At 62.5% G+C, this 25470-nt stretch carries 22 protein-coding genes; 15 read left to right on the top strand and 7 right to left on the bottom strand.

What is annotated here, in order from left to right; translation table 11 throughout:
• Positions 1 to 140: 140 nt before the first annotated feature.
• The gene (locus L8V00_RS09065) at positions 141 to 512 is read left to right on the top strand and encodes a carboxymuconolactone decarboxylase family protein (protein WP_269944822.1); all 372 of its coding nucleotides are present in this window, start codon (positions 141 to 143) and stop codon (positions 510 to 512) included.
• 47 nt (positions 513 to 559) lie between these two features.
• Here the strand turns inward: L8V00_RS09065 and L8V00_RS09060 are convergent, their stop codons facing one another.
• Positions 560 to 2473, bottom strand: coding sequence for a hypothetical protein (locus tag L8V00_RS09060; protein WP_269944821.1), 1914 nt, complete (start codon positions 2471 to 2473; stop codon positions 560 to 562).
• A gap of 213 nt (positions 2474 to 2686) precedes the next feature.
• On the opposite strand from L8V00_RS09060, the gene L8V00_RS09055 reads away from it, so the two are divergent.
• From L8V00_RS09055 to L8V00_RS09025, 7 genes are all read left to right on the top strand, one after another.
• Positions 2687 to 4276, top strand: a complete 1590-nt coding sequence (locus L8V00_RS09055; RefSeq protein WP_269944820.1) for an MFS transporter — start codon at positions 2687 to 2689, stop codon at positions 4274 to 4276.
• A gap of 81 nt (positions 4277 to 4357) precedes the next feature.
• On the top strand, positions 4358 to 4693 hold the full coding sequence (locus L8V00_RS09050; protein ID WP_269944828.1) for a helix-turn-helix domain-containing protein: 336 nt from the start codon (positions 4358 to 4360) through the stop codon (positions 4691 to 4693).
• On the top strand, positions 4686 to 5504 hold the full coding sequence (locus L8V00_RS09045; RefSeq protein WP_269944819.1) for an ImmA/IrrE family metallo-endopeptidase: 819 nt from the start codon (positions 4686 to 4688) through the stop codon (positions 5502 to 5504). The genes L8V00_RS09050 and L8V00_RS09045 overlap by 8 nt, the downstream gene beginning before the upstream one ends.
• Positions 5504 to 6091, top strand: a complete 588-nt coding sequence (locus L8V00_RS09040) for a PIN domain-containing protein (protein WP_269944818.1) — start codon at positions 5504 to 5506, stop codon at positions 6089 to 6091. The genes L8V00_RS09045 and L8V00_RS09040 overlap by 1 nt, the downstream gene beginning before the upstream one ends.
• A gap of 156 nt (positions 6092 to 6247) precedes the next feature.
• Positions 6248 to 6895, top strand: a complete 648-nt coding sequence (locus L8V00_RS09035) for a VIT1/CCC1 transporter family protein (protein ID WP_269944827.1) — start codon at positions 6248 to 6250, stop codon at positions 6893 to 6895.
• A 194-nt stretch (positions 6896 to 7089) separates the two neighbouring features.
• Entirely contained in the window at positions 7090 to 7914 is an 825-nt protein-coding gene (locus tag L8V00_RS09030) for an ATP-binding cassette domain-containing protein (protein ID WP_269944817.1), read from the top strand.
• Positions 7914 to 10046 (top strand): YhgE/Pip domain-containing protein, encoded by a 2133-nt coding sequence (locus tag L8V00_RS09025; RefSeq protein WP_269944816.1) that lies wholly within the window; start codon positions 7914 to 7916, stop codon positions 10044 to 10046. Before L8V00_RS09030 ends, L8V00_RS09025 begins: the two co-directional genes overlap by 1 nt.
• A gap of 22 nt (positions 10047 to 10068) precedes the next feature.
• Here the strand turns inward: L8V00_RS09025 and L8V00_RS09020 are convergent, their stop codons facing one another.
• The 3 genes from L8V00_RS09020 to L8V00_RS09010 form a co-directional block, all read right to left on the bottom strand.
• Positions 10069 to 10680, bottom strand: coding sequence for a DUF421 domain-containing protein (locus L8V00_RS09020; RefSeq protein WP_049050391.1), 612 nt, complete (start codon positions 10678 to 10680; stop codon positions 10069 to 10071).
• A 33-nt stretch (positions 10681 to 10713) separates the two neighbouring features.
• Positions 10714 to 11958 carry a YkvI family membrane protein gene (locus L8V00_RS09015; protein ID WP_269944815.1) on the bottom strand — a complete coding sequence of 415 codons (1245 nt, stop codon included), beginning with the start codon at positions 11956 to 11958 and terminating at the stop codon, positions 10714 to 10716.
• A gap of 150 nt (positions 11959 to 12108) precedes the next feature.
• Entirely contained in the window at positions 12109 to 12966 is an 858-nt protein-coding gene (locus tag L8V00_RS09010; RefSeq protein WP_269944814.1) for a fructosamine kinase family protein, read from the bottom strand.
• 130 nt (positions 12967 to 13096) lie between these two features.
• On the opposite strand from L8V00_RS09010, the gene L8V00_RS09005 reads away from it, so the two are divergent.
• The 5 genes from L8V00_RS09005 to L8V00_RS08985 all read left to right on the top strand — a co-directional run bounded on the left by L8V00_RS09005 (position 13097) and on the right by L8V00_RS08985 (position 17567).
• Positions 13097 to 13573 carry a cupin domain-containing protein gene (locus L8V00_RS09005; RefSeq protein ID WP_049050394.1) on the top strand — a complete coding sequence of 159 codons (477 nt, stop codon included), beginning with the start codon at positions 13097 to 13099 and terminating at the stop codon, positions 13571 to 13573.
• Between the two features lie 611 nt (positions 13574 to 14184).
• Positions 14185 to 15285 carry a biotin synthase BioB gene (gene bioB, locus L8V00_RS09000; protein ID WP_083293859.1) on the top strand — a complete coding sequence of 367 codons (1101 nt, stop codon included), beginning with the start codon at positions 14185 to 14187 and terminating at the stop codon, positions 15283 to 15285.
• 19 nt (positions 15286 to 15304) lie between these two features.
• Positions 15305 to 15580, top strand: a complete 276-nt coding sequence (bsaP, locus tag L8V00_RS08995; RefSeq protein ID WP_269944813.1) for a biotin synthase auxiliary protein BsaP — start codon at positions 15305 to 15307, stop codon at positions 15578 to 15580.
• 88 nt (positions 15581 to 15668) lie between these two features.
• Positions 15669 to 16238 carry an SRPBCC family protein gene (locus L8V00_RS08990; RefSeq protein ID WP_269944812.1) on the top strand — a complete coding sequence of 190 codons (570 nt, stop codon included), beginning with the start codon at positions 15669 to 15671 and terminating at the stop codon, positions 16236 to 16238.
• Positions 16239 to 16253: 15 nt separating this feature from the next.
• Positions 16254 to 17567 carry a hypothetical protein gene (locus L8V00_RS08985; RefSeq protein ID WP_269944811.1) on the top strand — a complete coding sequence of 438 codons (1314 nt, stop codon included), beginning with the start codon at positions 16254 to 16256 and terminating at the stop codon, positions 17565 to 17567.
• Here L8V00_RS08985 and L8V00_RS08980 read toward each other — a convergent pair.
• Positions 17564 to 18868, bottom strand: coding sequence for an MFS transporter (locus tag L8V00_RS08980; protein WP_269944810.1), 1305 nt, complete (start codon positions 18866 to 18868; stop codon positions 17564 to 17566). The two genes, L8V00_RS08985 and L8V00_RS08980, sit on opposite strands and share 4 nt — an antisense overlap.
• A gap of 43 nt (positions 18869 to 18911) precedes the next feature.
• Here L8V00_RS08980 and L8V00_RS08975 point away from each other — a divergent pair, with 43 nt between their 5' ends.
• Complete coding sequence (locus L8V00_RS08975) at positions 18912 to 19700, top strand: sortase family protein (protein WP_269944809.1); 789 nt, start codon at positions 18912 to 18914, stop codon at positions 19698 to 19700.
• A gap of 81 nt (positions 19701 to 19781) precedes the next feature.
• Here L8V00_RS08975 and L8V00_RS08970 read toward each other — a convergent pair whose 3' ends face one another.
• A complete protein-coding gene (locus L8V00_RS08970; RefSeq protein WP_269944808.1) occupies positions 19782 to 22850 on the bottom strand; it encodes a bifunctional [glutamine synthetase] adenylyltransferase/[glutamine synthetase]-adenylyl-L-tyrosine phosphorylase in 3069 nt (1022 codons plus the stop codon).
• An 84-nt stretch (positions 22851 to 22934) separates the two neighbouring features.
• Entirely contained in the window at positions 22935 to 24272 is a 1338-nt protein-coding gene (locus L8V00_RS08965) for a glutamine synthetase family protein (RefSeq protein ID WP_035010607.1), read from the bottom strand.
• Positions 24273 to 24406: 134 nt separating this feature from the next.
• Here L8V00_RS08965 and panB point away from each other — a divergent pair, with 134 nt between their 5' ends.
• Positions 24407 to 25267: a 3-methyl-2-oxobutanoate hydroxymethyltransferase gene (gene panB, locus L8V00_RS08960; RefSeq protein WP_269944807.1), complete on the top strand. Its 861-nt coding sequence runs from the start codon at positions 24407 to 24409 to the stop codon at positions 25265 to 25267.
• Positions 25268 to 25470 lie beyond the last annotated feature (203 nt).

Genomic DNA, 25470 nt, shown 5'->3' with positions numbered 1-25470 from the left:
AGCCCACGGCTGCCCCGCGTCCTGGTGCGAGAACTTGGGCTAACCTCGGGGCAACCCACCCCGCTCCTGGTGCACGTGTCTGGCTACATCGCCAGCCGGATCTAACCGGAGCGTGGATCCAAAGAGAAAGGCATGCCCCCATGGAACTGAACCGCGACAAGGGCGAAGACTTCGTCCGCGAGACCCAAACCCCAGAATCCGCTGCTGCGTGGAAGAAGCAGCTCGACGAGTTCGCACCCGGCGCGTCCGACTGGGTTGTCGAGGCCGTCTTCGGCGGAACCTACCAGCGCGATGGCATTACTCTCCGCGACCGTCAGATGCTGAACATGGCTGCCCTGGCTGCGATGGGTGGCGTAGAGCCGCAACTCACCGGCCACATCAAGACCGCTGTGGACGTCGCAGGCATGAGCCCAGAGGAGGTGGCCGAATGCTTCGTACACCTCATGCCTTACGTCGGCGTGCCGAAGACTTTGGCCGCGATGCGCTGCATGAAGGCCGCCCTCGAGGGTTAATGCTGCCGGGGTAGGCCTAGCCGCTTATTAGCGCTTGGCAGTCGAGATCAACCCGACTGCTTCTTTCTCCGTTGACGGCGCGAGAAGTACGTCAACGCGGATATAACAACAATGGCCACCAGGCAAACAATGAAAACCCACCACTGCCCAACAGCGGGCAGAAGCGCAAAAAGGCTTGGGACTGCCAGAACTGCGGCTGCTAACGCGATTAATTCATTGCGTTCATCGCGCCGCTCTTGTTTACGCTTATGAGCGTCTGCCTCGATGCCATCAAGTCTGATACGTGCGAAGTTGTACTGGGTTGTGTAGACGTTCTCACGTATCTCAAGCTCGCCGACAATGTCATCAAAGTCTCCCCGCGCACCTGTCTTTTCCAACATATGCTGCAGAATGGTGGTAGCTACGTCGCGTCCGGGGACTCGCTCGTACCAGAGGTGGTCACGCACATAGACTAGTTCCGCTTGTATCTTTGCGAACTTCCGGAGACTGCCCTGCAGCTTTTGGTCCGCGCCCCTTATCTTCTCGAGAGTTCCAGCATTGCCCTCAGAGCCGGAGCTTTCCAAGACATTGAGAGCTTCCGGGCCGAAAGATAATTGGCGAAGTTGTTCGCTAATACACCCCAGATAGTTATCTGCTCTAAGCGCTAAAATAGCCAGGTCTACAAAGCGAGTCCCAGCCAGCATAAAGAAATTATTTTGTGAGTTTTCCAGCGGTGCCCGGCGCACTACTGCCAAACCCTCCTCGCAGGAGTGAATAGTCCAGTCACGATAGCGGGACACGAGGCTTCTGTTTATAGAGCCATCGCGGAAATAAGGGATGTCTGTTGTGTACCGGTCGAAACGGGAAGCAAAGTACCATGCCCATTGGTCGTGGAGCATCCAATTCTCCCCCGACTCCTCAGATGCATCCGCGATGGGAGTTGGTAGGGCAATGTCTGTACGGCCCGGGATAGCCATCGTAACGCAATAAGGTTTAGGAGACTGGCGCCCGTGGTTCGCTTTTGTTCCTCTACCGGGTATTTTGAAGTATCCGCCCTTGGTGAGATCCCACGGAGTGTGAGTTTCCGAGCCAACGAATAGCTGCTCTTCCACAACCTTCACGGCAGCTTCCAATAGGCAAACACTAGCCTTGTTGTTAGTCAGTGGTGAGCCAGTGAGTTCTTCAAGTAGCTCTCTTTGTCTCGCCTCTCCGTTGCCTTCCTCCGCAATCAGGGTCATTTTCTCTCGTGGCTTAGTCAACGACGCAGTAGCTTCCTCCAGCGCTTTTCCGGAGCAATTTTCCGCGACGGCATGGATGACGAGAAAATTCTGTTCGAAGTTACTAGGTTCGCCACTTTCAAGGTCATAAAGGCATGGCCCGGAGTATTGCAGGTACTCGGCACACACAAACTTCAAGGTCGCAAAGGGGTGCCCGGTATCGTCCAAAGCGAAACGCAGCGGATACGTCTCCATTTCTGGTGCCTGCTGCTTGCCTTCCGTCGTAAGGTCAGGCTCAAACACGAGTCGATGTGCGACGACCTTGGCAGGATTAGTCGATGCATCCGAGATCCACTCCGCGGGATCTCCACCAGACGTCGGTACAGCATCAACCGCACTCGCCCCCATAGAGCTGGCTAGGGGCTCACGGAAGTACGACCCAGCACTCTTATGGAAAACGCGGGGTACATATTTGTAATCAACTTTATTACCCCAGAACTGGCGAACGAAGTCCCCTTCTTCATCCCGTTCTGCGAACTCAATCTTCTTAATCCCGCGAAAACGACCGGGCACCCAAGCCTCGGGCCAATCGAAAGCCTCCGGTAATTCGGGCACTGGAAGAACCACCGCGAAATGCGCAAGGCGCCACTCTGGCTGAGAGCCGCAGACATAACCCTCCGGAAGATGGAACTCCGCTCCCTGGATTTGATACCAGTTGGAATTCCGAGCATTGTTCGCCTCGGTGAACTCGTCGTTTATCCCCATAACACAAAGCCTCCGTGATCTTCGAACCACCTGTGCCCCAGGCTACAACAGCACTTCAGAAGCCTATCCACTTTGAAACCATCCCACCCCCTGAAATAAGGTCACCCTTAGTAGCGTTATGCTTCACTAAAGGGAATTTCGCGCACAACCGCGCGAAACCGCGCCAGCGCGCAGACCTACACACAGGCGATCCGAAGGAGGGCACGCACCACCGTGGCTGACCAGGACACTCACGCCGGAAACTCACAGCCGGACAACCCTCGCGGGGAAGCACAGCCAGGCACCCCGGGTCAGGGCACAGGCAACCCCCGCCCCGGCGCGACGGAGGCCACGATCCAGTCCCCCGGCACCTATCCCCCGGGTGAGGATCCGCGCCGCTGGAAAGTTCTGGGCGTCATCCTCACGACGATCTTCATGTCGCTGATCAGCGTGTCCATCATCAACGTCGCCCTGCCCTCCATCCAGCAGGGGCTGGGTGCCACCGAATCGGACATCCAGTGGGTGCTCTCCGGCTACACGCTGACGTTCGGCGTGGTTCTCGTCGCCGCTGGCCGTGCCGGCGACCTGCTTGGCCGGGGCGGGATGTACCTCATCGGCCTGAGCGTCTACACCCTGGCCGCCATCACCGCGGGTTTCGCCCCCACCGCGGAGGCTCTGAACGTCACCCGCTTCATCCAGGGCGTGGGCGCGGGCATGCTCAACCCGCAGGCCGTGGGCATGATCCAGCAGTTCTTCCGCGGCAAGGAGCGCGGCCGGGCCTTCGGCTGGTTCGGCACCGTCGTGGGAGTGGCCGTGGCCATTGGACCCGTCCTGGGAGGTTTCCTCATCCGCGTCGGTGGCCCGGAGCACGGCTGGCGCTGGACGTTCCTGGTCAACGTTCCCTTCGGTGTTCTGGCCTTCGTCCTCGCGCTCCTGTGGTTCCCGCGCCCGCTGATGGGCCGGGTTAAGGATCCCGTCACCGGCCGTAATGTGGGCGTCATCCGCGCAGTGCGCAGCCTCGACCCCTTCGGCTCCCTCCTGCTTGGCTTGGCCGTCCTGGCCTTCCTCTTCCCGTTCGTGGAATCCTCCGGCAGCGCGCGCACCTTTCTGCTGCTCCCCGTCGCCGTCGCTCTGCTGGCCGGGTGGCTGGCCTGGGAGCGCCACGTGAAGAACAACAAGCCTTTCGACCCCATGGTGGACATGCAGATCTTCCGCTTCCCCAGCTTCCGCCTGGGCACCATGCTGGCGGGAGTGTACTTCATGGGCATGACCAGCATCTGGGTGCTCGTGGCTCTGTACTTCCAAAACGGCCTGGGTTACAGCGCGCTCGTCGCCGGTAGCGTTGGCATTCCTGCTGCGATCAGCAGCTCTTTCGCCGCCAACTGGGCTGGCAAGCGGGTCGCCGACCGGGGCCGTCGCGTCGTCATCGACGGCATTTCCGTGGCGCTGACCGGCATCGTGCTGACCATCCTCGCCCTTGTCCTGCACCACGTCGCGGGGATTTCGGAGTGGTGGATGGTCCTCACCCTGTTCCTCGTCGGCACCGGCCAGGGCGCGGTTATCGGCCCGAACCAAACTCTCACGCTCGCGGACGTCCCACTCAACTACGCGGGCAGCTCCGGCGCGGTTCTGCAAACTGCCCAGCGCATCGGCACCGCCATGGGGCTGGCGCTGATCACCGCGATCGTTTTTACCGGCTCGCGCGCCATCAACTGGACTCTCGGCACCGCCATCGGCTTCGGCACCATCGGTTCGCTCATGGCCGTCGCCCTCGTCATCGCGCTCTACGACAATCGCCTGCGCGCCCGTCGTGCCGCTCGTTAGTTACTGACGCCACCAGGCCTTTACAACCATCGGATTCCGCCCTAAACTTAGGTGAATCAGTTAAGAGGGGAAGTGATTCAGATGGTGCCAGAAGATTTTGGAACACGTCTGCGGACTCTAAGGGAGCTGCGAGGTTTGTCGACCCGTGAACTCTCTCGAGAGCTTGAGGGAGTGATTTCCCAATCTGGGATCTCACGCATGGAGAATGGGGCAAAACAACCAACGGTGAGCGATCTCTTGGCGCTGAGCTGGGTGTTTGGAGTCAGCCTGAATGAGCTAACGGACGAAATTCCACTTTCTAAGCGCGCTCAGTGGGCTGCGCGTTCTTCAAAGGAGATCGACATCTCTGAAGTAAAAAGCGATCTGATGCCGTACCTCGAGCTCCGAAACACCCTGGACGAGGTGTTAGATGCCTAGTGCGTTTTCCTATGAGCAAAATGCCTCCCCAACCAGGCAAGGCAAAAGCCTCGCTGAACAATTTCGGCGCTTTTACGAGCTTGGAGACGATCCCATCGATCGCATCGAATCTTTTACCGAGCACGTAAATGCTGATCTGCTCATTCGTCCTCTCCCAACGGACGTTGAAGCAATCTCCGTCAAGGATCCACAAACGGGCAACATCGTCATCGGCGTAGGAACAAGCACCTCTCCTTATCGGCAACGTTTCACTGTAGCCCACGAGGTCGGACACATCCTGGCTGACGATATTGACCGATCTTCCGAGGTACCTCAATGCGAGCCAAACAGCCCTTCGGAGACTCGAGCCAATTCGTTTGCCCGCAACGCACTGTGCCCCTTGGATGGGGTGCAGAAGATCGCTCAGAATCTCTCTCCCACAGCCCCCGGAACACTCTCCAAGATCATTCAACACTTCCGCGTCTCCCCTTCGGTAGCTGCCATCCAGCTGAAAGAGGCTGGATTGATTAGCGAGGAAGTCTGCAACGAATTATCTGAAGAATGGTCCGCTCCTAAATTGGCTTCCCTCTACGGCTGGCGGGAGCAATACAATGCGGATGCGCTAGTTTCAGACCAGCCACGACCATCTCCGCGCCTGGTTGCCGACGCAACCAAGGGATACCGCAAGGGCGTCGTATCTCCTACTGCAGTCGCACTAGCCCGTGGCATTTCTTCTGAACAGGTGAAACAAGAACTAGATGTGGCACCCGCGGAACCACAACCGACGGACTCCCCCTTTACAGAACTAGATGCATTCTTCGAAGAGGGCTGATGGATTCCACTAACCGGCAACTGTTCGTAGTTTCTGACACTTCAGTAATCCTGTCGTTCGTCTGCTCCAAGAACCAGGATCTACTCATAAGCTTTACCAACGGTGCGCCCCTTTACGTCCCTGAAGCAGTGGCATCAGAGATGAGGCGAAAACTCACAGAAGATCGATTCGAGGCTGGTCGGACGACCTGGTTCAGCCTCATCGGATCCAAATACATCAAAGTACTAGAAGACACCATCGATGTTTTTCACGTTGTTCGACGCTTCGCTGGTGTGGGCTTTAGATCCGAAGCCGGCCTCGCTAAAGACCTCGGCGAATTCATGTGCCTTGCCCACTGCCTAGTCGAACAAGATAAAGGCAAGAAAGTAGCCATGATTGTCGACGACGGCCAGGGGCAGGAGATGGCACGGAAGCGCCAAGTTCGTTCGTTCAGCTCTGAGGATGTTTTGCTCCGCGCACTTCAGATGAAGAAGCTTCGGACAAAGTCCGAAGTACAAAAGATCTGGGAGCAGCTCTCCGAGTTCGACACCCACGTACACTTCTCAAACACAAAGTTGTCTAACCCGAAAATCTACCGCGACCTTTAGCACCCAACCCCAGCCTCACCTAACAAAAGGCACCCTGACCTGCGTAAAGGTAGCCTTTCAATGCTTGCGGCGGAGTTCAAACCCGGCGATACTTGAGTCATGAGCACTTCAGTATCTTGCCCCTGCGATCGCTACTACGACGGCAGCTGCACTGCCGTGGCTACGTGCGAACGCGGGGTTATCACCATCCCGACGGCTGAAGTGACCGCACACGCAGAGGTTCCGCCAGCCACCCAGGCCGAACACACGCCGACCGTTCCAGCCGAACACCTCGAGCTCGCTGCCCCAGCTGAGCACGCCGACGTCGATGACAACCACGGCGAAAGCCTCAACCGCCTCCGCGCGGCCGTCCTCGGCGCGAACGACGGCATCGTCTCCACCGCCGCGGTCCTCGTCGGCGTGGCCGGCGCGACCAGCAACCCGCAGACCATCGCGATGTCCGGCCTGGCCGCCGTCATCGGCGGCGCCGTATCCATGGCACTCGGCGAGTACGTTTCCGTCTCCTCACAGCGCGATTCCGAGCGCGCCATGGGCATGAGCCAACTGGTGAACCCGTGGTCGGCCGGCATCGCATCCTTCATTTCCTTCATCTTGGGTGCCGCACTGCCGTTTGCCGCTGCCCTGTTCGCCCCCGTCGCCGTAATCTTCGGCGTGACCTTCGTAGCCCTGGCGCTCACTGGCGCCCTGTCGGCTCACCTCAGTAATGTACCGAAGACCCGCGCGGTGCTGCGCATCGTTATCGGCGGCATGGCGGCCCTGGCGGTCACCTTCGCCGTCGGCTCCGTATTCGGGGCGGCGATATAACCCACCCCTTTCCCCAACAGCGCTGCAGCTTCCCAGCTAGATTCCTTGTAGATTCGGGTGCTGTAGCGCTATTTCACAACGCCACCGCAGCACACCGCGGAGGAAATTGACGAAATCGTCAAAATCTACAAAGATGTCCAGGGTGTCTGTTGAAATAGACCGAGCTTCCCTCCTCACAGAAATTAGGTAAAGCCATGTCTTCCCTAGCAGTAGAAGCCCAGGATCTCGAGCTAAAAGGTGACGAGGGCCGAGTGTTCGGCCCTCTTTCTTTCGCTATCCCCAACCAGGGTCTAACCAACCTGCTTGGCAAGGGTGGCTCCGGCCGCACGGCCCTGGCTCTGGTTCTTTCTGGCCGAATGAAGCCCACCGGCGGCTCGCTAAGCGTGCTCGGCGAATCCAAGCCAAAGCCGATCCGCTCCCGCGTAGCCATCGCGGGCGTGGAGCAGATCGACCTGCTGGAGCGTTCCGTCACGGTCCAGGACGTGCTCACCGAGTCTATGTCCTGGTCGAAGCCGTGGTTCATGCCGATGCGCAAGGCCACCCAAGAGGACCTGGAGCGCTTCTGCAACTACGTCTACGGCGACCGCGACCTGCCCCCGCTGGATGCCTACATCTCCCAGCTGGACAACCTGGACAAGATCATGCTGCGCATCAGCTTGGCCCTGTCGCCCGCCGACAACAAGCCCGTCGAGCTGCTGATCATGGACGACATCGAGCAGGTGCACGAGAACGACGACCGTGCGATTCTATTGCAGGTGCTCGAGCGCCTTTCGCGGGACATTCCTGTGGTCGTTAACTCGTCGAACCCCATTGTCGGCCCTGTGGAGCCGAACAAGGTTATTGAAATTGACGCCAACGCTGGCCACGCGCACCCGATTCATACGGGACTGCGCGAATACCCTGACCCGGCCGAAGCCGAAGCAGACCAATACGACCCTGCACTGGACGACCCAGAGCTCGACGACCTGGACATCCCCGAAGACCACACCAACACCACAGAGCAGAAGGAGAACCGTTAATGCTTGCCGGTTTCAAACTCAACAGCGAAATCCGCAGCTTCAAGCGCAATAAGCTCACCCGAGCCGCACTTGTCATCCTTGTGCTTATGCCGCTGCTGTACTCCGCCCTATATCTCTGGGCATTCTGGAACCCTTTCGGGAACCTGAACAGCCTGCCCGTCGCACTGGTTAACAGTGACAAGGGAACCAACGTTGACGGCAAGGAACTGCGCGCTGGCGACCAGGTGATTCAGGGACTAAAGGAAAACGACCAGATCAGCTGGATCGAAACGGACGCCGAAGATGCCCGCAAGGGCGTGGAATCCGGCCAATACTACTTCTCCCTCGAGCTGCCGGAGAACTTCTCCGAGGCGGTGGCCTCCCCCACCTCCGATAACCCGGAGAAGGCCAACCTCATCAGCACCTACAACGACGCAAACGGCTACCTGTCCACCATGATCGGCCAGAACGTCATGCGTGAGGTCATCAGCGTGGTGGGCGACAAGATCAGTGCAGAGGCCGTGGACAAGGTCCTCGTCGGCATCGTGGACGCCGGCTCCGGCATGCAAAAGGCCGCCATCGGCGCCGGCAAGCTCGCAGACGGCACCGCTGAACTGAAGGACGGGTCTATCCAATTGGACGACGGTGCCAACAAACTCGCCGACGGCCTGGCCACCGCCAAGGACGGCTCCGGCAGGCTGCGCAAGGGCGCAACCGATCTGGACGACGGACTCGTCAAACTCCACGACGGCTCGGGCAAACTAGCCGACGGTACTGACGAGCTCGCCACGAAGGTGAACGCTGCGGCCGACAAGATCAACGGCAAGGCCGGAAAGCTCAACGAGCTGGAAGATGGCGTCAATAAACTCGGCGACGGAGCAAGCCAGGTCAACGACGGAGTGCAGAAGCTCAACACCCAACTCGGTGGCGTGACCAAGGCCCAGGGCGACCACGCGGCTAACCTGCGTGGACTCTCCCGCGACCTGCGCGGCACCGGCGTGCCCGCCGCCATCACCGCAGCCGACGAGCTGGACAAGGTCGCCTTCGCCCTGGAAACGCAGGGCCTCGGCCCGAAGTCGCAGAACGCATCGGACTTGAAGCGCCTGGCCGACGGCAGCGCACAGCTGTCCTACCAGCTCAACGACCCGAACGCGCCACTGCGCAACGGCGTGACCGAGCTGAAGGGCCTGCCCGGACAGTTCAAGCAACTGCAGGACGGCGTAAACGAGCTCAACGACGGTGCGCAAACGCTCAACGAAAAGATGGGCGAAGCCTCCGACGGCGCGGGCAAGCTGAAGGACGGCGTGATCAAGCTGGACGACGGCAACACCAAGCTCAAGGACGGTGCGGATAAGCTCGTCGAAGGCACCGGCAAGGCCAAGGACGGCACCGCCAAGCTGGACGACGGCGCCTCCGAGCTGCACACCAAGCTCTCCGATGGCTCCAAGCAGGTTCCGAATTGGAACGAGGGCCAGCGCCTGGCCACCGCCTCCACCATCGGTGGACCGGTGGATCTGAAGAGCGATAACGATTCCGGCAACCACACCTTCGGCGCCGGCATGGCACCGTTCTTCTTCAGCATGGCGCTGTTCATCGGCGGCATCATGGTCTACGTGATGATCAAGCCGCTGCAGGCTCGAACCGTCAACTCTGGTGTGCACTCCTGGCGTGCGGCGCTCTCCGGCTTCCTGCCGACCGGCCTACTCGCCATTGGCCAGGCAGCTGTCGTGGTCGGCGTGACCGTCTGGGGCGTGGGCATGGAAGTCGATAACCTGCCGGGACTGTTCCTCTTCGCTGCCCTCGTGGCACTGGTATGGATGCTGATGAACCAAATGTTCATCGCGTTCATGGGGCCTGGACCAGGCCGCGTGGCAGCCCTAGCGGTGCTCATGTTGATGATCGTCGCCTCGGGAGGCCTCTATCCCGTCGAGACACAAAACAAATTCTTCCAATTCCTGCATCCGTTCGACCCAATGACGTACACAGTCAACGGCTTCAGGCAGCTGATCTACGGCTTCTACGACGAACGCCTGCCGATCGCAGTGGGAGTGCTGTTCCTCGTCGGCCTCGGCTGCTTCCTGGTCACCACGCTATCGGCTCGCAGCCAGCAAACGTGGACCATGAAGCGACTGCACCCGGTGCTGAACGCTTAAGGTTCGGTGGGACGAGGGGGCGTCACAAAACCTTGTCGGCGCCCTCGACACCCAGCAACAAATCCGGGTCGATCTTCTGCCCCGCGCGCAGGGTAGAGATCGACCCGTTGGATTCCAGAATCATGCACGCGACCTCGCTAAAGTCGCGCACACCCGCCTTGCGCGCGGCCGTGGCGATAGCGGTCTCGGTGATGTGGTTGCGCTGCAGAGTCTCCTCCAGCACCTCGCCGTGGGCGATCAGCACCGTCGGGGGCGGGTTGATAGTGCGGCGCAAGGCCACGACGTCCTGCACGGCGCCGAAGAGAGCCTCCATGCCCATGAGGGTGAGCAGGCCGATCACGCCCGCGGCCAATGACGGCGGGTGGCCCAGAACAGTACGGCCCGCGACAGCACCGAACATGAAAATAACGACGGCATCGAAGCCGCCCAGCGGGCTGAGGATGCGCTGCCCGAACAGCCGCACCGCCACCAGGAACGTCAAGTAGATACCGACGGCGGCGACCATGACCACCGGGATGCGCCACAGATCAATGCCGAGCTGTTCCTTCAGCACCGGCCCCCACCCCTGCGGCGGGGTGAAATCCGCCGCGCTTATCGCAACCGTCGTGAGTGATTCATGCATCCCGCCAAACATGGATACTCATTGTACGCCCAGGTAGAGGGCACGCTACTTTTCGAGTTCCTCGTCTGGGATCTCGCTCTTCACCTCGTCGGTGATGGTCTCGTGCAGCTCCTTGTCCTCGATGTTGGACTCGCCGACCAGCTTGCGCAGCTCCTGGCGATCCTCGTCGGTGTACTCCTCATCGTCGTGCTCGCGGGCGTGGGCGAGCTCGTGGATGCGGTCGCGGCGTTTGGACTCCGCGAAGATGCGGGCGCGGGAGCGAAGCCACCAGACGATCATCACGACGATCATCACCAGGCCGATGTAGCCAATGACCGGGTAGACGTAGGTCATGAGGGTATCGAAGCCCACGAAGCTGATGCCGTAGCCAATGAGCGTCACCACGACAAACACCGGGCGGAAGGACTTGTCGGTGCTGGCGGTCAGGCGCTTACCCAGCGCGTAGAACATGCCGATCGCGGTGTTGAAGATCATGAAGAAGATGATGATCGCCATGATCACGCCCAGCACCGGGCTGATGTCGTCCATCATCGCCAGCATCGGCACGTCGCTGCCCTGGACGGTCTCGATGTTCAGGTACAGGGTGATAGCGGCAATGATCAGCATGATGGTGTACAGAACGCCACCCATCAGGCCACCCATGCCGGCCTCCTTCGGGGAGGCGTAGTTACCGCCGATCACCAGGGACATGGACACACCCAGCAGCAGCGCCAGGCCGTTGTAGTTCAGGGCAGAGACGAACCACGGAGAAACCGGCGACTCCTCCGCCATCGCGATCTCGTTCAGGTGCGACGTGTCGGAGGGCATGTTGATCATCGTGTACACGAAGGCGAAAATCACCGCGATGATGATCAGCGGGGTCAGCGCGCCGATGACCTGGCTGACCTTCTCCACGTCCAGCATTCCGGCGGCCAGCACCACGCCCGTCATTAGCAGCGCGCCCGCCCAGGCGGGCAGGCCGAACTGTTGTTCCAGGTTGGAGCCCGCGCCGGCGAGCATCACGAAACCGACGGCGAACAGGGTGATCGTCACGGAGACATCCAAGAAGCGCGAGACGATTGGGTGCGCAACGTTGCGGAACACCATGCGGTGCTCATCGGCTAGGAAGTAGCTGCCGACCTGCAGGATCACGCTACCGGCGAGGGTCATGACGATACCCGCCAGCACCGCACCCCAGATGCCGTTGAGACCGAAGGAAATGAAGTATTGGATGACTTCTTGGCCAGTTGCAAAGCCCGCGCCGACGGTCAGCCCGACGAAGGCCATGGCGATAGAGAATGTTCTCTTCACGCTGAAGAAACTCCTTCACTAAAACGTCACTAAAAACTCGGAATCTGCTTAGGAAGCAGAAACAGAAATTAGAAAAGCAAATTATGCGATTTTGTCCGAACTATGACTGTACTCCGTCGGATCCCCTACAGCACTTCAGCTAGCAACGCCTCACAACTCGCGCACCACACGCCCCGCGCCCGCGACAGCCTCCCCGACATAACCGCCGCCGAACACCGCCGCATGCAGCCACAGCAGGTGCTGCTGGTGCAGATCCACGCTCTGCGCACCCGTCCCCCAGCCATCCACGTGCGGGCTGGCCTCGAAATACGCTCCCTCGATGCTGCTCAGGTGCGGCGCGCCGAAGAGCCACAGCGCCGCCAGGTCCGCGCGCGGATGGCCGCCATGCGCGCTCGGGTCGATGAGGATTCCTCCTTCTTTATTTCTTGACGCTCTATTTCTTGACGCCACCTTCCCCCACAACACATTCCCCGCCCACAGATCACCGTGGATGCGAGCCGGAGGTGTGCCATCGTCCAGCTGCCCGGCGCGCAAGGCCTCCAGCAGCCGGGTAACCTCGGCGGGAACGTCCGCGGTGGCGCTCCCGGCACCAGTCCCCGGAGCAGACTGCGAAGTGCCAGCTAACGAGGCTCCACCGAATACCCCCGCAACCAGCGGAGACAAGCATACGTCCGCGTAGAACTCTCCCCAGCTTTCGGAGGGTTTCAGGGGCAGCTCCAAGAGGTTGTCGTTGGGGCCTTGGAATCCAGACTCTCCCGTCGGCGAGAACCCGAAGTGGGGCGCCCCCGCGGCATGCGTGGCCGCCAGCTTTCGGCCGAAATCCTCGGCCATGGCGCGTGTGGGCGTCATAGGCTCTACCCGATCGATCCCCAACCCACGAGCATCGTGCTCGTGAACAGAAACAACCGGGGCGCCGCCCGGAGCCTCGGCGAGCCAGCGCAGGCCCGCGACCTCCCAAGCGCCGGGGCGACCAGGGTTGTTCTTCCAATAAATGTCAGAAATAGCCATGCCTCCCAGTGTTACAGCGTTACGGCTTCGGCGCGGCAGGTTGCTGTGGCGGCAGGCTGACGAGCGCCTGAAAGCCCAGGACAATCGGCCTACACTGGGAAGTGAAGGATGTCGAACCGGAAGGAGCATCATGAAGATCGTAGACAACGGACCAGAGGCCAATGTCTTTGACATTGAAACTGCCACCCGAGAGAACACCAACTACCGCACCACCGCTTGGACGGGCAAGTACCTGCAGGTGACCCTCATGTCCATCGCCCCCGGCGATTCCATCGGCCTGGAGGTGCACCACGATACCGACCAGTTCCTGCGCCTGGACGCGGGTGTTGGCAAGTGCATCATGGGGCCGGACAAGGACAACATGACCATCCAGCAGGAAGTTTCCGACGGCTGGGCTGTGCAGGTTCCGGCTGGTGTGTGGCACGACATCATCAACACTGGTGACGAGCCGATGCAGGTTTACGCGATCTACGCGCCGAGCCACCACGCTAAGGGCATCGTGCAGGAGACCGCCGAGCAGGCGGAGCAGGACGAGGAGTCCGGCAAGGACGTTCCGCCGGAGTGGACCGTTCAGCCTCCGAAGCAGCAGGCCGACGAGCACGCCTAGAGCTGGGTTGGCTGGCTTGAGCTGGCCTGAGCTGGCTGGCACAGCGGCTGGGTTAGCTGGCGACAGTGGCACCTCTTTATGAGGTGCCACTTTTCTTTTGCCTGTGCCTACCGTGCCCCATGTACCGCGTAGCTTCCGCCGTGCGCCCTGCACCTGGCGGCATGCACCGTGCGAACTGCAATTGGCGGCATTCACCGCGCGACATCCACCGCATAACCTCCACAGCGCCGGAACCGCCCACGCCACTCACGCTACATGCGCCCCTTATGCCCCACAGACTCCACAGTTGCGAGCGGACTACAACGCCAATGTCCCAAATCTTCCACTTTCGGCGAAAAGCACATTTGCAGCCCAGTTCCCAAAATCGTTTGACCTGCGCAAATACATTAGTTATAAAAACAGAGTGGAAGATTTGGGACATCACCCCCTGACACCACGCGCCCATACCCCCGGACTACACGCCCAACCCCCGGTATGCCATACCTCGCGATCGCGGTACGTTAGCATGTGAAACTAAACAGCGTTCAAGGGTGGTACGCCCACATAATCACCCTAGAACTCGCACAAGAACTCGCACGAGAAGTTTCACGACAGCTTTGAGGAGACCGACGATGACTACCGCTGAAACGAAGCCAGCCACCGAAACCGGCGAAAACGCAGGCACCGCAGACACCGCAAGCACCCCAGCAACCGCAGGCACCCCAGGAACCACCGAAACCCCAGAAATCCTAAACCTCGCCCGCACGAAGGTCCTAGAAAACGGCGAGCCCCTGAACTACGAGGAAACCCTCCAGGTCCTGCAGCTCGGCGACGAGCACCTGGACGAGCTACTGGACCTGGCCCACCAGGTCCGCCTGAAGTGGTGCGGCGATGCCGTGGAGATGGAGGGCATTATCTCCCTGCAGACCGGCGGCTGCCCCGAGGACTGCCACTTCTGCGCCCAGTCGGGCCTTTTCGAGTCCCCGGTCCGCTCCATCCAGCTGGACATCGCCCAGCTGATCGAGGCCGCGAAGCAAACCGCCAAGACCGGCGCCACGGAGTTCTGCATCGTCGCCGCCGTGAAGGGCCCGGACGAGGACCTGATGAACCAGATGGCCAAGGCCATCGCCGCCATCCAGGCGGAGGTCGACATCAACATCGCCGCGTCCATCGGCATCCTCACCCAGGAGCAGGTCGATCGCCTAAAGGAGCTCGGCGTTCACCGCTACAACCACAACCTGGAGACCTGCAAGAGCTATTTCCCGGAGGTCGTCACCACCCACACCTGGGAGGAGCGCACGTCCACCCTGGAGATGGTCCGCGACGCGGGCATGGAGGTCTGCTGCGGCGGCATCGTCGGCATGGGCGAGACTGTCGAGCAGCGCGCGGAGTTCGCCATCGACCTGCAGAACCTCGACCCCACGGAGGTTCCGCTGAACTTCTTCGACCCCCGCCCAGGCACTCCGTTCGCGGACCTCGAGCCCATGCCGGTCAACGATGCTCTGCGCACCATCGGCGCGTTCCGCCTGGCTCTCCCCCGCCAGCTGCTGCGTTTCGCAGGCGGCCGCGAGCTGACTTTGGGCGACCTGGGCGCGGAGAAGGGCCTGTTGGGCGGCATCAATGCCGTCATTGTGGGCAACTACCTGACCACGCTGGGCCGCCCCGCCGAGCGCGACGTGGATATGCTCGGCAAGCTGCAGCTGCCGATCAAGGCTCTGAACGCGACCCTGTAGGCACACCGTGACGTCCTCGATGCCTCTAAGCGAACTCACCGCCCTGTTTGTCTTGGGCGGTACCCCTTTATATGACGCCCATACGGGCCAACCACTCGATACCTCAGACGAAGCCTTGCGCGTCGGCCGTGGGGCTCTTGCGAAGGCGAGCCGCGGGGCGCTGGCGGGTTTGGAGCCGCCGCGTTTCTGCCCGCTGTGCGGGCGCCGCATGAAGGTGCAGGTGAATCCGATGGGTTGGACGGCGGAGTGCTCCCGGCATGGCGATGTGGATTCTTCGATTGTGGTGGATATGTAGCTTCCAGCACGTAGTGTGGAACCACCGCTAGTTGCAGCGACAAAACTTCCACCACCGAGACGAACCACTGACGAAAGGCCCCACAACCATGGCAGCTCCGGAGATTTCCGCCAGCACCACCGTCAACGCACCCGCCAGCAAGGTCTGGCAGCGGGTTACCGACCTCTCAGCGATGGGTCAGCGCAGCCCGCAGTGTAAGAAGATGATCCTGCTGCCACGTCGCAAGAGCAGCGCAGCTGGCACGGGCAACGTTGGCGCCAGCGCCAGCGCAGGCAACGCTGGCAACAGCGCCGGCGCGGGCGCGAGCGGTTCCGCGGGCGCAGCCCCGGCTCCGGGCACCGTCACGATCAACTTCAACCGCCAGGGGATCCTCTGGTGGCCCACCTGGGCGGTCGTCACCGAAGTCGAACCGGAGAAGGTCTTCGAGTTCAAGATCCCCCTGAACGGCACGCGCTGGCGCTTCGAGCTCACCCCCACCCCCGACGGCTCCCAGACTGTCCTCACGGAGAAGCGCCTGGCTCCCGGTGGCAAGACCTCCCTGATCTCCCGTGTGCTGGTCGCGGTCGTCCTCGGCGGGGAGGAAAAGTTCGAGGCTAGCCTGCAGGAAGGAATCCAGCAGACCATCCGTGCGCTTGCTAGGGAAGCTGAAAATTTTTAGGTACAGTTCACTCTCGTGAGTGATCAGACCAACGTAACTACCGCCACTTGGCCCCGTTCTAGAATCATCGCAGCCTGGGTAGCGGCGAATGCGGTTATCGTTGGAATCCTGATCTTCTGGCCCTTCGCCAAGGGCGACCCGATGTATTACTTCCGTAATTCCTTGGGCAAGCCCACGCATCCCAGCCATGGCGCGCTGCCGCTATCCGAGTATCCGGATGCCGGCCTGTGGCCCGTCCGCGCGATCATCCAGCTGAGCGGAGACCACGCCTATGTTTTCCTCACCCTGTTCTCTGGGTTCCTCATTGCCCTCAGCACGGCATTCTTCTTCTACCTACTGAACCGCAGCCACCGCGCCGCACTGTTCTGGACTGCCTTCACCGCCGCCGCGGGGCCTATCGCCTACTCTCGCCTGGATCTCATCCCCGGCCTGCTGGTCGCCGCCACCGCGGCTGCATTGTTCACCCACCCCAAGCTCGCCTCCGCACTGCTGGGGTTCGCGGCCATGTCGAAGCTGTGGCCCGCCGCGCTGGCCGCCGGGCTGGTGGATAAGTGGAATCGCTCCGCCACCTGGGTTCGCCTGGCCACATTCGGCGGCACCCTCGTGGTCGTCGGCGCGATTACGGCGCTGACCTCCGGCTGGGATCGCCTGGTCTCCCCGCTGACTTACCAGGACGTCCGTGGCCTGCAGATCGAGTCGATCCTCGCCACTCCCCTGATCGTCGCGGCTGCGTTCTTCCCCGGCCATTGGCACATCGATAAGGCCCCGTCGAAGAGTTTCGAGATCTTCGGCCCGGGCGTGGATCAACTGGTCACGGCCAGCAGCGTGTTGATGGCGTGCACAATGTTGTTCGGCCTGGGCTGGGCCTTGTGGCACTTTCTTGGTGACGCCTGGTCTCCCCGCAGTACCGCCCTGTTCTTCCTGACTATGGTGCTGCTGCTGATCGTCTCCAACAAGGTGTTCTCCCCGCAGTACGTCGTGTGGTTCGGCCCGGTGTTGGCAGTCCTGTTGGCAAAGCAGCCGGACAACCCCGGCGCCTCCGCGCAAGCTGGAACGAGTAGCGAGGCCGACGCGCTGCGCAAACTCTCGTGGCTCAGCGTGCTTGTCGCAGCCCTGACCACGGCAGTGTTCCCCTTCACCTACAACCTGCTGTTTGAAGGCCCCCACTGGTTCGCAGCCCTCGTACTCACCGCCCGGAACATCCTGATGGTGTACATCACCTACCTGGCGCTAAAGGCCACCATCCACGCCGGGTTAAAGTCGCAGGCCGCGAAGAAGCGGGAGGCTGGGGGCGTCATAAAGAAAGAACCTTTAAAGGAAAAAGCCTAAGCGTAACGGCGCACGTTGCGATCGCGCGTGAGCCACATTCCGCAGAAACCGCAGGCCCACACGGTGGCCACCGCGATCCAGGCCACGCCGAAGTCCGACCAGCCGTAGTTACCGTCCGGGGCGCGCAGGTTCAGCAGCACGCCGACGGCCTGGGCGCCGATCATGCCCGCAACCCAGCCGCCCATGTTCGCCAAGCCGGTGCCGGTGGCGACGAAGCGGCGGTCCACCTTCTCGCGCACGGAGTCGAAGCCCAAGTTCGCAACCGGGCCGGTGAAGCCCATGATGATGTTCATCAGGCACGCCGCCCACAGCACGCCCGTCGGCGCGGAGGTGAAGAACCACAGCCAGCCCAGCCAACCGGTGATGGAGAAGATCATCACGATCTGCATGCGGCGGTTGTAGAAGCGGGCGGATAGCAGGCCGACGATCGGGCCGACCGCCACGGAGGCCAGCGTGCCCAACGAGAGCGCCAGGCCGGCCTGGTCGGCGGGCAGGCCCAGGCCAAGGGTCATGATCGGCAGGCCCCACAGCAGGGTGAACACTACCAGCGCACCGAGGCCCGTCCAGTGGATGAAGAAGCCGTGCCAGCAGACACGGTTGGTCAGCACGTTGGCCAGGACCTTCTTGACACCCAGGCGCTCGGCGGGCTTGGCGGCGGTGGTGGTCTTCTCAGACTCGGTGGCATTGCCACGCGCCGCCTCTGCCTCTGCCTCCGGCTCCGGCGAGTCCTTCACCAGCACACCCGCCGCCAGCGCCAGCAGCGCGCCAACCGCGCCGAGGCTCACGAAGCCGGTCTGCCAGCTGGTCGCGTGCAGCAGGCTCAAGAAAGGCACGGCGGAAAGGAACTGGCCAAACTGCCCCACCGCGCCCGTCAGCTGGCCGAGCAGCGGTGCGTGGCGCAGCGGAATCCACGCGGGGATCAGGCGCATCACGGACAGGAAGGCCGTCGCATCACCCGCACCGATCAGCATGCGGGCGAAAATCGCCACCGGGTAGCTCGTGGTGAAGGCCAGCGTGACCTGCCCCACCGCCATGACGAAGGCGCCGGCCACCATCAGCTTGCGCGGGCCGAAGCGGTCCACCAGCAAGCCCACCGGGATCTGCGCGAAGGCGTACACCGCCAGCTGGAGTGCAGTGAAGACCGCCAGCTGGGCGGCGTTGATGTGGAAGCGGTCGATCGCATCCACGCTGGCCACACCAAAGGACGTGCGCCCCGTTACCGCCAGGGTGTAGCACAGCACCCCGGCTCCCCACACGATGAGCGCCCGTGCGCTGAGTTTGTCTTTATCCGTAGCTGTCACTCATCTCACGCTACTCCGTGGGTTATGGATAAACTTATTCACCATGAGCTCTCGCCGCCCCTTCTCTAATCGCCGCCGCGTTTTGGTCTTCGTCGTGGTCCTGCTGCTCATAATCGCTTCGGTTATTTGGGTCGTCGTGGGCTCTTCGGGTGGGGACGCCCCCTCGGCCTCCAACGCCACCAACTCCAGCGAGGGCTCGTCCAGCTCCGATACCTCGGATTCGGCGAAGCCCAGCGAGAAGAAGCCGAAGAAGGACGGCAAGCGGGAGGACGAGGATGATCCCTCGGTGGTTCCGGGGCCGGTCGAGGGAACCGGGTCTTTCAACATGGACGGCCCCGCCCCGGTGCAGGGTGCAACGTTCGACTCTATGCCCTACGCACTGCCGCTGAACCCGGCGGGTCCGCAGAACACCATGGTGCGCTGGGTCAATGGCTGGGGTGTATCGCCGAAGGATGCGGAGAAGGGCACGATGTACGTCCTGGGGCATGCGTGGGGTGCGGCCCCGCTGGTGTTTAACCCTTTGAGCGAGGCGGTGACAGCAGATGTGGACCTGAACGCTCCGCCAAAGAACGTAAACGGCACGGATGGCAAGCCGGTGAAGCGCTACACCTCCGACGTCTTGAACGGCGCGCGAATCAAGATGCGCGACGGCGCGAACCACCAGAAGACCTGGAAGGTCACCCGCAGCTGGCTAGTGGATAAGAACGAGGCCATCGTGGACCCGGACATTATGGACGACAAGCGTCCGGGGCGGATCGTGCTGATCGCCTGCTCGGTCTCCGGCAGCAACGACCTCGGCTACAACGTCATCGTCGAAGGCGAGCTGGTTTAGCCCGCTAGCGGCGAGCGGCTCCGGCCGCTGGCGGCACGCAGCTCCGGACGCTTCGCCCGCTGGCAGCTCCGGCCGCGGGGCCTAGCCGCCGTAGTCGATACCGACGTCCTCGCCCCAGAACACCCGGTCCACCACTCGGTGGGCCTTGCGGGTCTTCTTCAGGTAGTCGTCCAGGAACTCCTGGGCCTGCTCCGGCGGCCAGTGGGCGGCAGCCGCAACGTGGCGCAGCTGGTCGCCGTGGCTGGGCAGCTGATCCTTCCGCTTGCCCTTGACCAGCACAATCGCGTTGCGGGCGATGGTGGCGGTGATCCAGGCATCGCGCAGAATCTCCGCATCGGATTCGGCGATGTACTCGCCGCTGGCGAGCTCGCGCAGGGTTTCCAGGGTGGAGGTGTTGCGCAGGTTATCCGCATCGTCCCCGTGCTGCATCGTGAGCAGCTGCACGGTCCACTCCACGTCCGTCAGGGCGCCACGCCCCAGCTTGGTGTGGGTCTTGCGGTCCGCGCCGCGCGGCAGGCGCTCGGAATCCACGCGCGCTTTCATTCGGCGAACTTCCTGGACGACCTTGTCATCCACCCCTCCCGGCGGGTAGCGGAAGTCGTCGATCATGCGTAGGAACTCGATGCCCAGGTCCTTGTCGCCCGCAATCCACGTGGCGCGCAGCAACGCCTGCATCTCCCACGTCTCGCCCCATTCCTTGTAGTAGCGGCGGTAGGAATCCAGCGTGCGCACGACCGGGCCGTTGCGCCCCTCCGGGCGCAGGTCAATGTCCACGTCCAGGGGCGGATCCTGGCTGGGCCTTCCCAGGCGCGTTCGCACCGTGTCGCAAATGCTGGTGGCCCACTTCAGCGCTTCTGATTCGTCCGCACCTTCGACAGGCTGGGCGACGAACATCACGTCGGCGTCAGAACCATACCCGAGCTCCGCACCGCCCAACCGTCCCATGCCGATAACGGTGATGCGCGCCGGCGCGTTGGCCACATTCTCGTCCTCCCAGAAACGAATCTCGGCGCGCAGGGCGGCCTCGAGCACCGCGTCCCACACCCAGGACAGGGAAACGCAGACCTGCTCCACGTCCATGAAGCCCAGCAGGTCGGCTGCGGCGATGCGGGCCAGCTCCGCGCGGCGCAGCGAACGGGCGACAGCGATGGCCTTGTCCGGGTGGCGGTGGCGGCCGGCAGCGGCGACCAGGGAGTGGGTGACAACCTGCGGCTCGCGTTCCAGGAACTTCGGGCCGGTGGCGCCGTCGGACAGGATCTTCACCGAGTCCACGGAATTGAGGAACAGCTCCGCGACATAAGGCGAGGTGCCCAGGATGTGCATGAGGCGCTTGCCCACAATGTTCTCATCGCGCAGCAGGCGCAGGAACCAGCTGTAGTCGTGCGCGGCCTCCGAGAGCTTGCGGTAGTTCAGCAGGCCAGCGTCCGGGTCGACCGTCTCCCCCAGCCATTCCAGCAGCGTGGGCAGGATGATGGCCTGCAGCTTGGCCTTGCGGCTGCTGCCCGCGGCCAGGGCGCTTAGGTGCTCGAAGGCACGGTCCGGGTAGGCGTAGCCCAGGGCGGCCAGCTGGCGCTTCGCGGCCTCCGGCGACAGGCGGATCGTGTCGGCTTGCATCGCTGCCACGGAGGACAGCAGCGGGCGGTAGAACAGCTTCGAATGCAGCTGGCTGATCTCCAGGCTCACGCGCTTGACGTCTGCCGCCAGCTGCTCGTCCATGGTCTTGGTGCCCTCTGGGCGGCAGCCGGAGGTGCGGCCCAGCCACACGCGGGCGGCCTTGTCTTCCTTCGGCGGCAGCGTGTGCGTGCGCTTCAGGCGCTGCAGCTGCAGGCGGTGCTCCAAAAGGCGCATGAAGGCATAGTTTTCCTGCAGGTTCTGGCAGTCCGCGCGGCCGATGTAGCCGCCCTTGGCCAGGGCGCGCAGCGAGGCGACGGTGGAGCGAGTGCGCAGCGATTCGTCCGTGCGCCCATGCACCATCTGCAGCAGCTGGACGGCGAACTCGATGTCGCGCAGTCCGCCAGGGCCCAGTTTCAGCTCGCGGGCGCGGATGTCATCCGGGATGTTCTCGATCACCCGGCGGCGCATGGCCTGCACGTCGTGCACGAAGTCCTCGCGTTCGGCGGCCGACCATACCTTCGATGCCAGCGCGTCGACGTACTCCTGGCCTAGCTCCAGGTCGCCGGTCATGGGGCGTGCCTTCAGCTGTGCTTGGAACTCCCACGTTTCGGCCCAGCGGTTGTAGTACTTCACGTGCGATTCCAGGGTGCGCACCAGGGCACCGCTTTTGCCTTCGGGGCGCAGGGCGGCGTCTACCTCGAAGAACACGCGGCTGCCGATGTTGATGAACTCGCCCGCCCAGCGGGTAGCCTTCGGGTCGGCGGGTTCGGCGACGAAGATGACGTCCACGTCGGAGATGTAGTTCAGCTCCTGCGCGCCGCACTTGCCCATGGCCAGCACTGCGAGGCGGGCGGGCTGATCTTCGGGGTCGTACACCTGCGCGCACGCGACGGCCAGGGCGGCGGTCAGCGCGGCGTCCGCCGCGTCGGAGAGTCGGCGGGAGACCAGCTCGAACTCGACGGGCTCGGCCGATTCCTCGCCGCGCTGCACGAACGTGCCCGCGACGTCGACGGCGGCGATGCGCGCGAGGATGGTGCGGTAGGTTCGGCGCATTGCGTCGTCGGCCTCTGGCCCTGTGACGCCCGCCCGAAACACCCGCTCCCCCGAGCCTTCAACGGGGGTTGCCGAGACGCTGCCGAGCATGAGCTCCATCATTTCCTCGGCCGAGGGCATGCCGTTTTCGAGCTGCTTCCACTCCGCCGGGTTGGCGACGATGTGGTCGCCCAGCATGGACGACGCGCCGAACAGGCTGAGCAGCCGGACGGCGAACTGGCGGGATTCGTTGACGCGCGTCAGCAGCTCGGCGCTGGTGCCTGCAGCGTCCGCAGCATCCGCACGGTCGAGCGCCTCCACCAGGCGAATGAGGTTGTTCAGCGCCAGGTCCGGGTCGCCCGTCGAGGCAAGTATCCACATCTGCTCCGCGTGCTCGGCATCCACCCAGCCGAGCTGCTCAAGGTCCTCCTGCGCCTTGGGGTGAGTCAGGCCCAGGGTGCGGGCGGTTGGCACGGAGGAACGCGAACTGCGAGGGCGGGTCATAGGGTGAAGGTGCTCCTGGAACTTAAGGAAGTACTGGAAGTAGTGGGAGGGGTGGAAATGTGGGGGAAGCCGCTGACAAGGCGACTAGAAGGACAGGTTGTTCCGCAGCTCCCACGGCGTGATCTGCGACTGGTACTCGTACCACTCGCGCCACTTGTTTCGTAGGAAGAACTCAAACACGTGCTCGCCGAGGGCATCGGCAACCAGCTCGGAACGCTCCATCTCCCGCAGGGCGCTGTTCAGGTCCGAGGGCAGATCCTTGTAACCTGCGGCAATGCGCTCGCGGCGGGTCATGCGGGAGACATCCTCCTCCGCCGGATTAGGCAGCTCGTAGCCCTCCTCAATGCCCTTCAAACCTGCGGCCAGTAGCACCGAATAAGCCAGGTAGGGGTTGCAGGCGCTATCCGGGGAGCGGACCTCCACGCGGCGGGAGGCCGCCTTGTTCTGCGTGTACATCGGCAGACGCACCATCGCCGAGCGGTTCGACGCACCCCACGCCGCCGCACGCGGAGCCTCATCGCCGGAGGTAATGCGCTTATAGGAGTTCACCCACTGGTTCGTCACCGCCGTGATCTCCGGGGCATGCTCCAGAATGCCCGCGATGAAGGACTTCGCGGTGCCCGACAGGCGCAGCTCATCATCCGGGTCGTGGAAAGCGTTATTCTCCCCCTCGAACAGGGACATGTGCGTGTGCATCGCCGAACCCGCGTGCTCATGGAAAGGCTTAGGCATAAACGTCGCGGCCACCCCGTTGCGGCGGGCGACCTGCTTAATCAGGTAGCGGAAGGTCATCACGTTATCCGCCATCGTCAGGGCGTCGGCGTAGCGCAGGTCGATCTCCTGCTGCCCCGGAGCGTTCTCGTGGTGCGAGAACTCCACGGAGATGCCCATGTGCTCCAGCGCGCTGATCGCGTGGGCGCGGAAAGCCGGCGCGTCGTCGGTGACCGCCTGGTCGAAGTAGCCGCCGTTATCCGTCGGCACCGGCGGATACCCCTCGGTCTCTAGCTCCTTGACCAGGAAGAACTCGATCTCCGGGTGGACATAGCAGCTGAACCCCTGGTCCGCTGCGGCCTTCATCTGGCGGCGCAGCACCTGCCGCGGGTCCGCCCACGAAGGGGTTCCATCCGGCATCGCAATGTCGCAGAACATGCGCGCCGACAAAGCTCCATCATCTGACTTAAACGGGAAGATCTGGAACGTCGATGGGTCCGGCTGCGCGATCGTGTCCGACTCCGCGATGCGGGAAAACCCCTCAATCGCCGAGCCGTCGAAGCCGATGCCCTCCTGGAAAGCCCCCTCTAACTCCGCTGGCACCACCGCCACGGACTTGAGGTACCCCTGGATATCCGTAAACCAAAGGCGAACGAAGCGGATGTCGCGTTCTTCCAGCGTGCGCAGAACATATTCCTGTTGGCGATTCATATCCCCCATTGTAGAAGTTCCCAGCCCGGCTGCGCCCCCGTTTGCGTTAGGCCGCGCCCCCCGCTCGCGCCCGCCCGCGCCCCCGTTTGCACTAGTCGAAGGTTGAGCGGTTGGAGCTATGGGCGTCACCTAGAATGAACAGCATGACTGCAACATCTGGAACATCCGGCTCCACCCCCAACGGCTACCTGGTCCCCACCAAGAAGGTGCGCATCGCCGACCTGAAGGCGCGCAAGGGCACGGGCGAGCCGTTCGCGATGCTGACCGCCTACGACTACTCCACCGCCGTCGCGTTCGCCGAGGCGGGCGTGGAGATCATGCTGGTCGGCGATTCTGCCGCGAATGTGGTGTTTGGTTACGACGCCACCCAGCGCATCAGCATGGACGAGATGGTCTACCTGACAGCCGCCGTCGTCCGCGGCGCCGGTAATGCCGCCGTGGTCGCTGACCTGCCCTTCGGCACCTATGAGGCTTCGGATGAGCAGGCCGTGAAGGCCGCCACCGAGATGCTGCATCGCACGGGCGCGCACGCGGTGAAGATCGAAGGCGGGGTGCGGATTGCGGATCGCATTCGCGCTATTACTGACGCCGGTATCTCCGTGTGCGCGCACATCGGCTTTACTCCGCAGTCCGTCAACCAGCTGGGCGGTTTCAAGGTGCAGGGCCGCGGGGCTGGCGCAGAGCAGCTGCTGGCCGACGCCCGCGCCGTGCAAGAAGCCGGTGCCGACATGGTTGTTCTGGAGATGGTGCCCGCGGACGTGGCTGCTTCCGTGACTAAGGAGCTGGACATCCCGACGATTGGCATTGGCGCAGGTCCGGACTGCGATGGGCAGGTTCTGGTGTGGCACGACATGGCTGCGTTCCCGGCCGGTGGGCACCGTCCGCGCTTCGCGAAGCAGTGGGCTTCGGTGGGTTCGGATCTGACCACCGCCGCGGCTGCCTACAAGCGGGAGGTTGCTGAGGGCGAGTTCCCGGCTGAGGAGCACTGCTTCTAGCCCTGCTGGATTGGGCTGGCTCCCTGCTGCTCGCCCTGGCTCCCTGCTGCCCGCCCCTCCTTCCACCGCGCCACACTAGCCCCACGGTTCACTCTGACCCCTTCCGGGCGGGCTGGCACCCCTTCCCAAAACGCTAAATGTCGTTAAAGTGGGAATTCGTCTTCCCGAAAAAATTTTTCCAGAAACTAAAACTGCCGTGACCT

This window comes from Corynebacterium evansiae (assembly GCF_027570065.1).
GTDB classification, from domain to species: domain Bacteria; phylum Actinomycetota; class Actinomycetes; order Mycobacteriales; family Mycobacteriaceae; genus Corynebacterium; species Corynebacterium evansiae.
This window is presented reverse-complemented; position numbering and strand designations above follow the sequence as displayed.

Excerpts from the sequence above, each read along its gene's own strand:
- L8V00_RS09065 (WP_269944822.1), top strand. The coding sequence starts at position 141 with ATGGAACTGAACCGCGACAAGGGCGAAGACTTCGTCCGCGAGACCCAA.
- L8V00_RS09060 (WP_269944821.1), bottom strand. The coding sequence starts at position 2,473 with ATGGGGATAAACGACGAGTTCACCGAGGCGAACAATGCTCGGAATTCC.
- L8V00_RS09050 (WP_269944828.1), top strand. The coding sequence starts at position 4,358 with ATGGTGCCAGAAGATTTTGGAACACGTCTGCGGACTCTAAGGGAGCTG.
- L8V00_RS09045 (WP_269944819.1), top strand. The coding sequence starts at position 4,686 with ATGCCTAGTGCGTTTTCCTATGAGCAAAATGCCTCCCCAACCAGGCAA.
- L8V00_RS09040 (WP_269944818.1), top strand. The coding sequence starts at position 5,504 with ATGGATTCCACTAACCGGCAACTGTTCGTAGTTTCTGACACTTCAGTA.
- L8V00_RS09030 (WP_269944817.1), top strand. The coding sequence starts at position 7,090 with ATGTCTTCCCTAGCAGTAGAAGCCCAGGATCTCGAGCTAAAAGGTGAC.
- L8V00_RS09025 (WP_269944816.1), top strand. The coding sequence starts at position 7,914 with ATGCTTGCCGGTTTCAAACTCAACAGCGAAATCCGCAGCTTCAAGCGC.
- L8V00_RS09020 (WP_049050391.1), bottom strand. The coding sequence starts at position 10,680 with ATGTTTGGCGGGATGCATGAATCACTCACGACGGTTGCGATAAGCGCG.
- L8V00_RS09010 (WP_269944814.1), bottom strand. The coding sequence starts at position 12,966 with ATGGCTATTTCTGACATTTATTGGAAGAACAACCCTGGTCGCCCCGGC.
- L8V00_RS09005 (WP_049050394.1), top strand. The coding sequence starts at position 13,097 with ATGAAGATCGTAGACAACGGACCAGAGGCCAATGTCTTTGACATTGAA.
- bioB (WP_083293859.1), top strand. The coding sequence starts at position 14,185 with ATGACTACCGCTGAAACGAAGCCAGCCACCGAAACCGGCGAAAACGCA.
- bsaP (WP_269944813.1), top strand. The coding sequence starts at position 15,305 with ATGCCTCTAAGCGAACTCACCGCCCTGTTTGTCTTGGGCGGTACCCCT.
- L8V00_RS08990 (WP_269944812.1), top strand. The coding sequence starts at position 15,669 with ATGGCAGCTCCGGAGATTTCCGCCAGCACCACCGTCAACGCACCCGCC.
- L8V00_RS08975 (WP_269944809.1), top strand. The coding sequence starts at position 18,912 with ATGAGCTCTCGCCGCCCCTTCTCTAATCGCCGCCGCGTTTTGGTCTTC.
- L8V00_RS08970 (WP_269944808.1), bottom strand. The coding sequence starts at position 22,850 with ATGACCCGCCCTCGCAGTTCGCGTTCCTCCGTGCCAACCGCCCGCACC.
- L8V00_RS08965 (WP_035010607.1), bottom strand. The coding sequence starts at position 24,272 with ATGAATCGCCAACAGGAATATGTTCTGCGCACGCTGGAAGAACGCGAC.
- panB (WP_269944807.1), top strand. The coding sequence starts at position 24,407 with ATGAACAGCATGACTGCAACATCTGGAACATCCGGCTCCACCCCCAAC.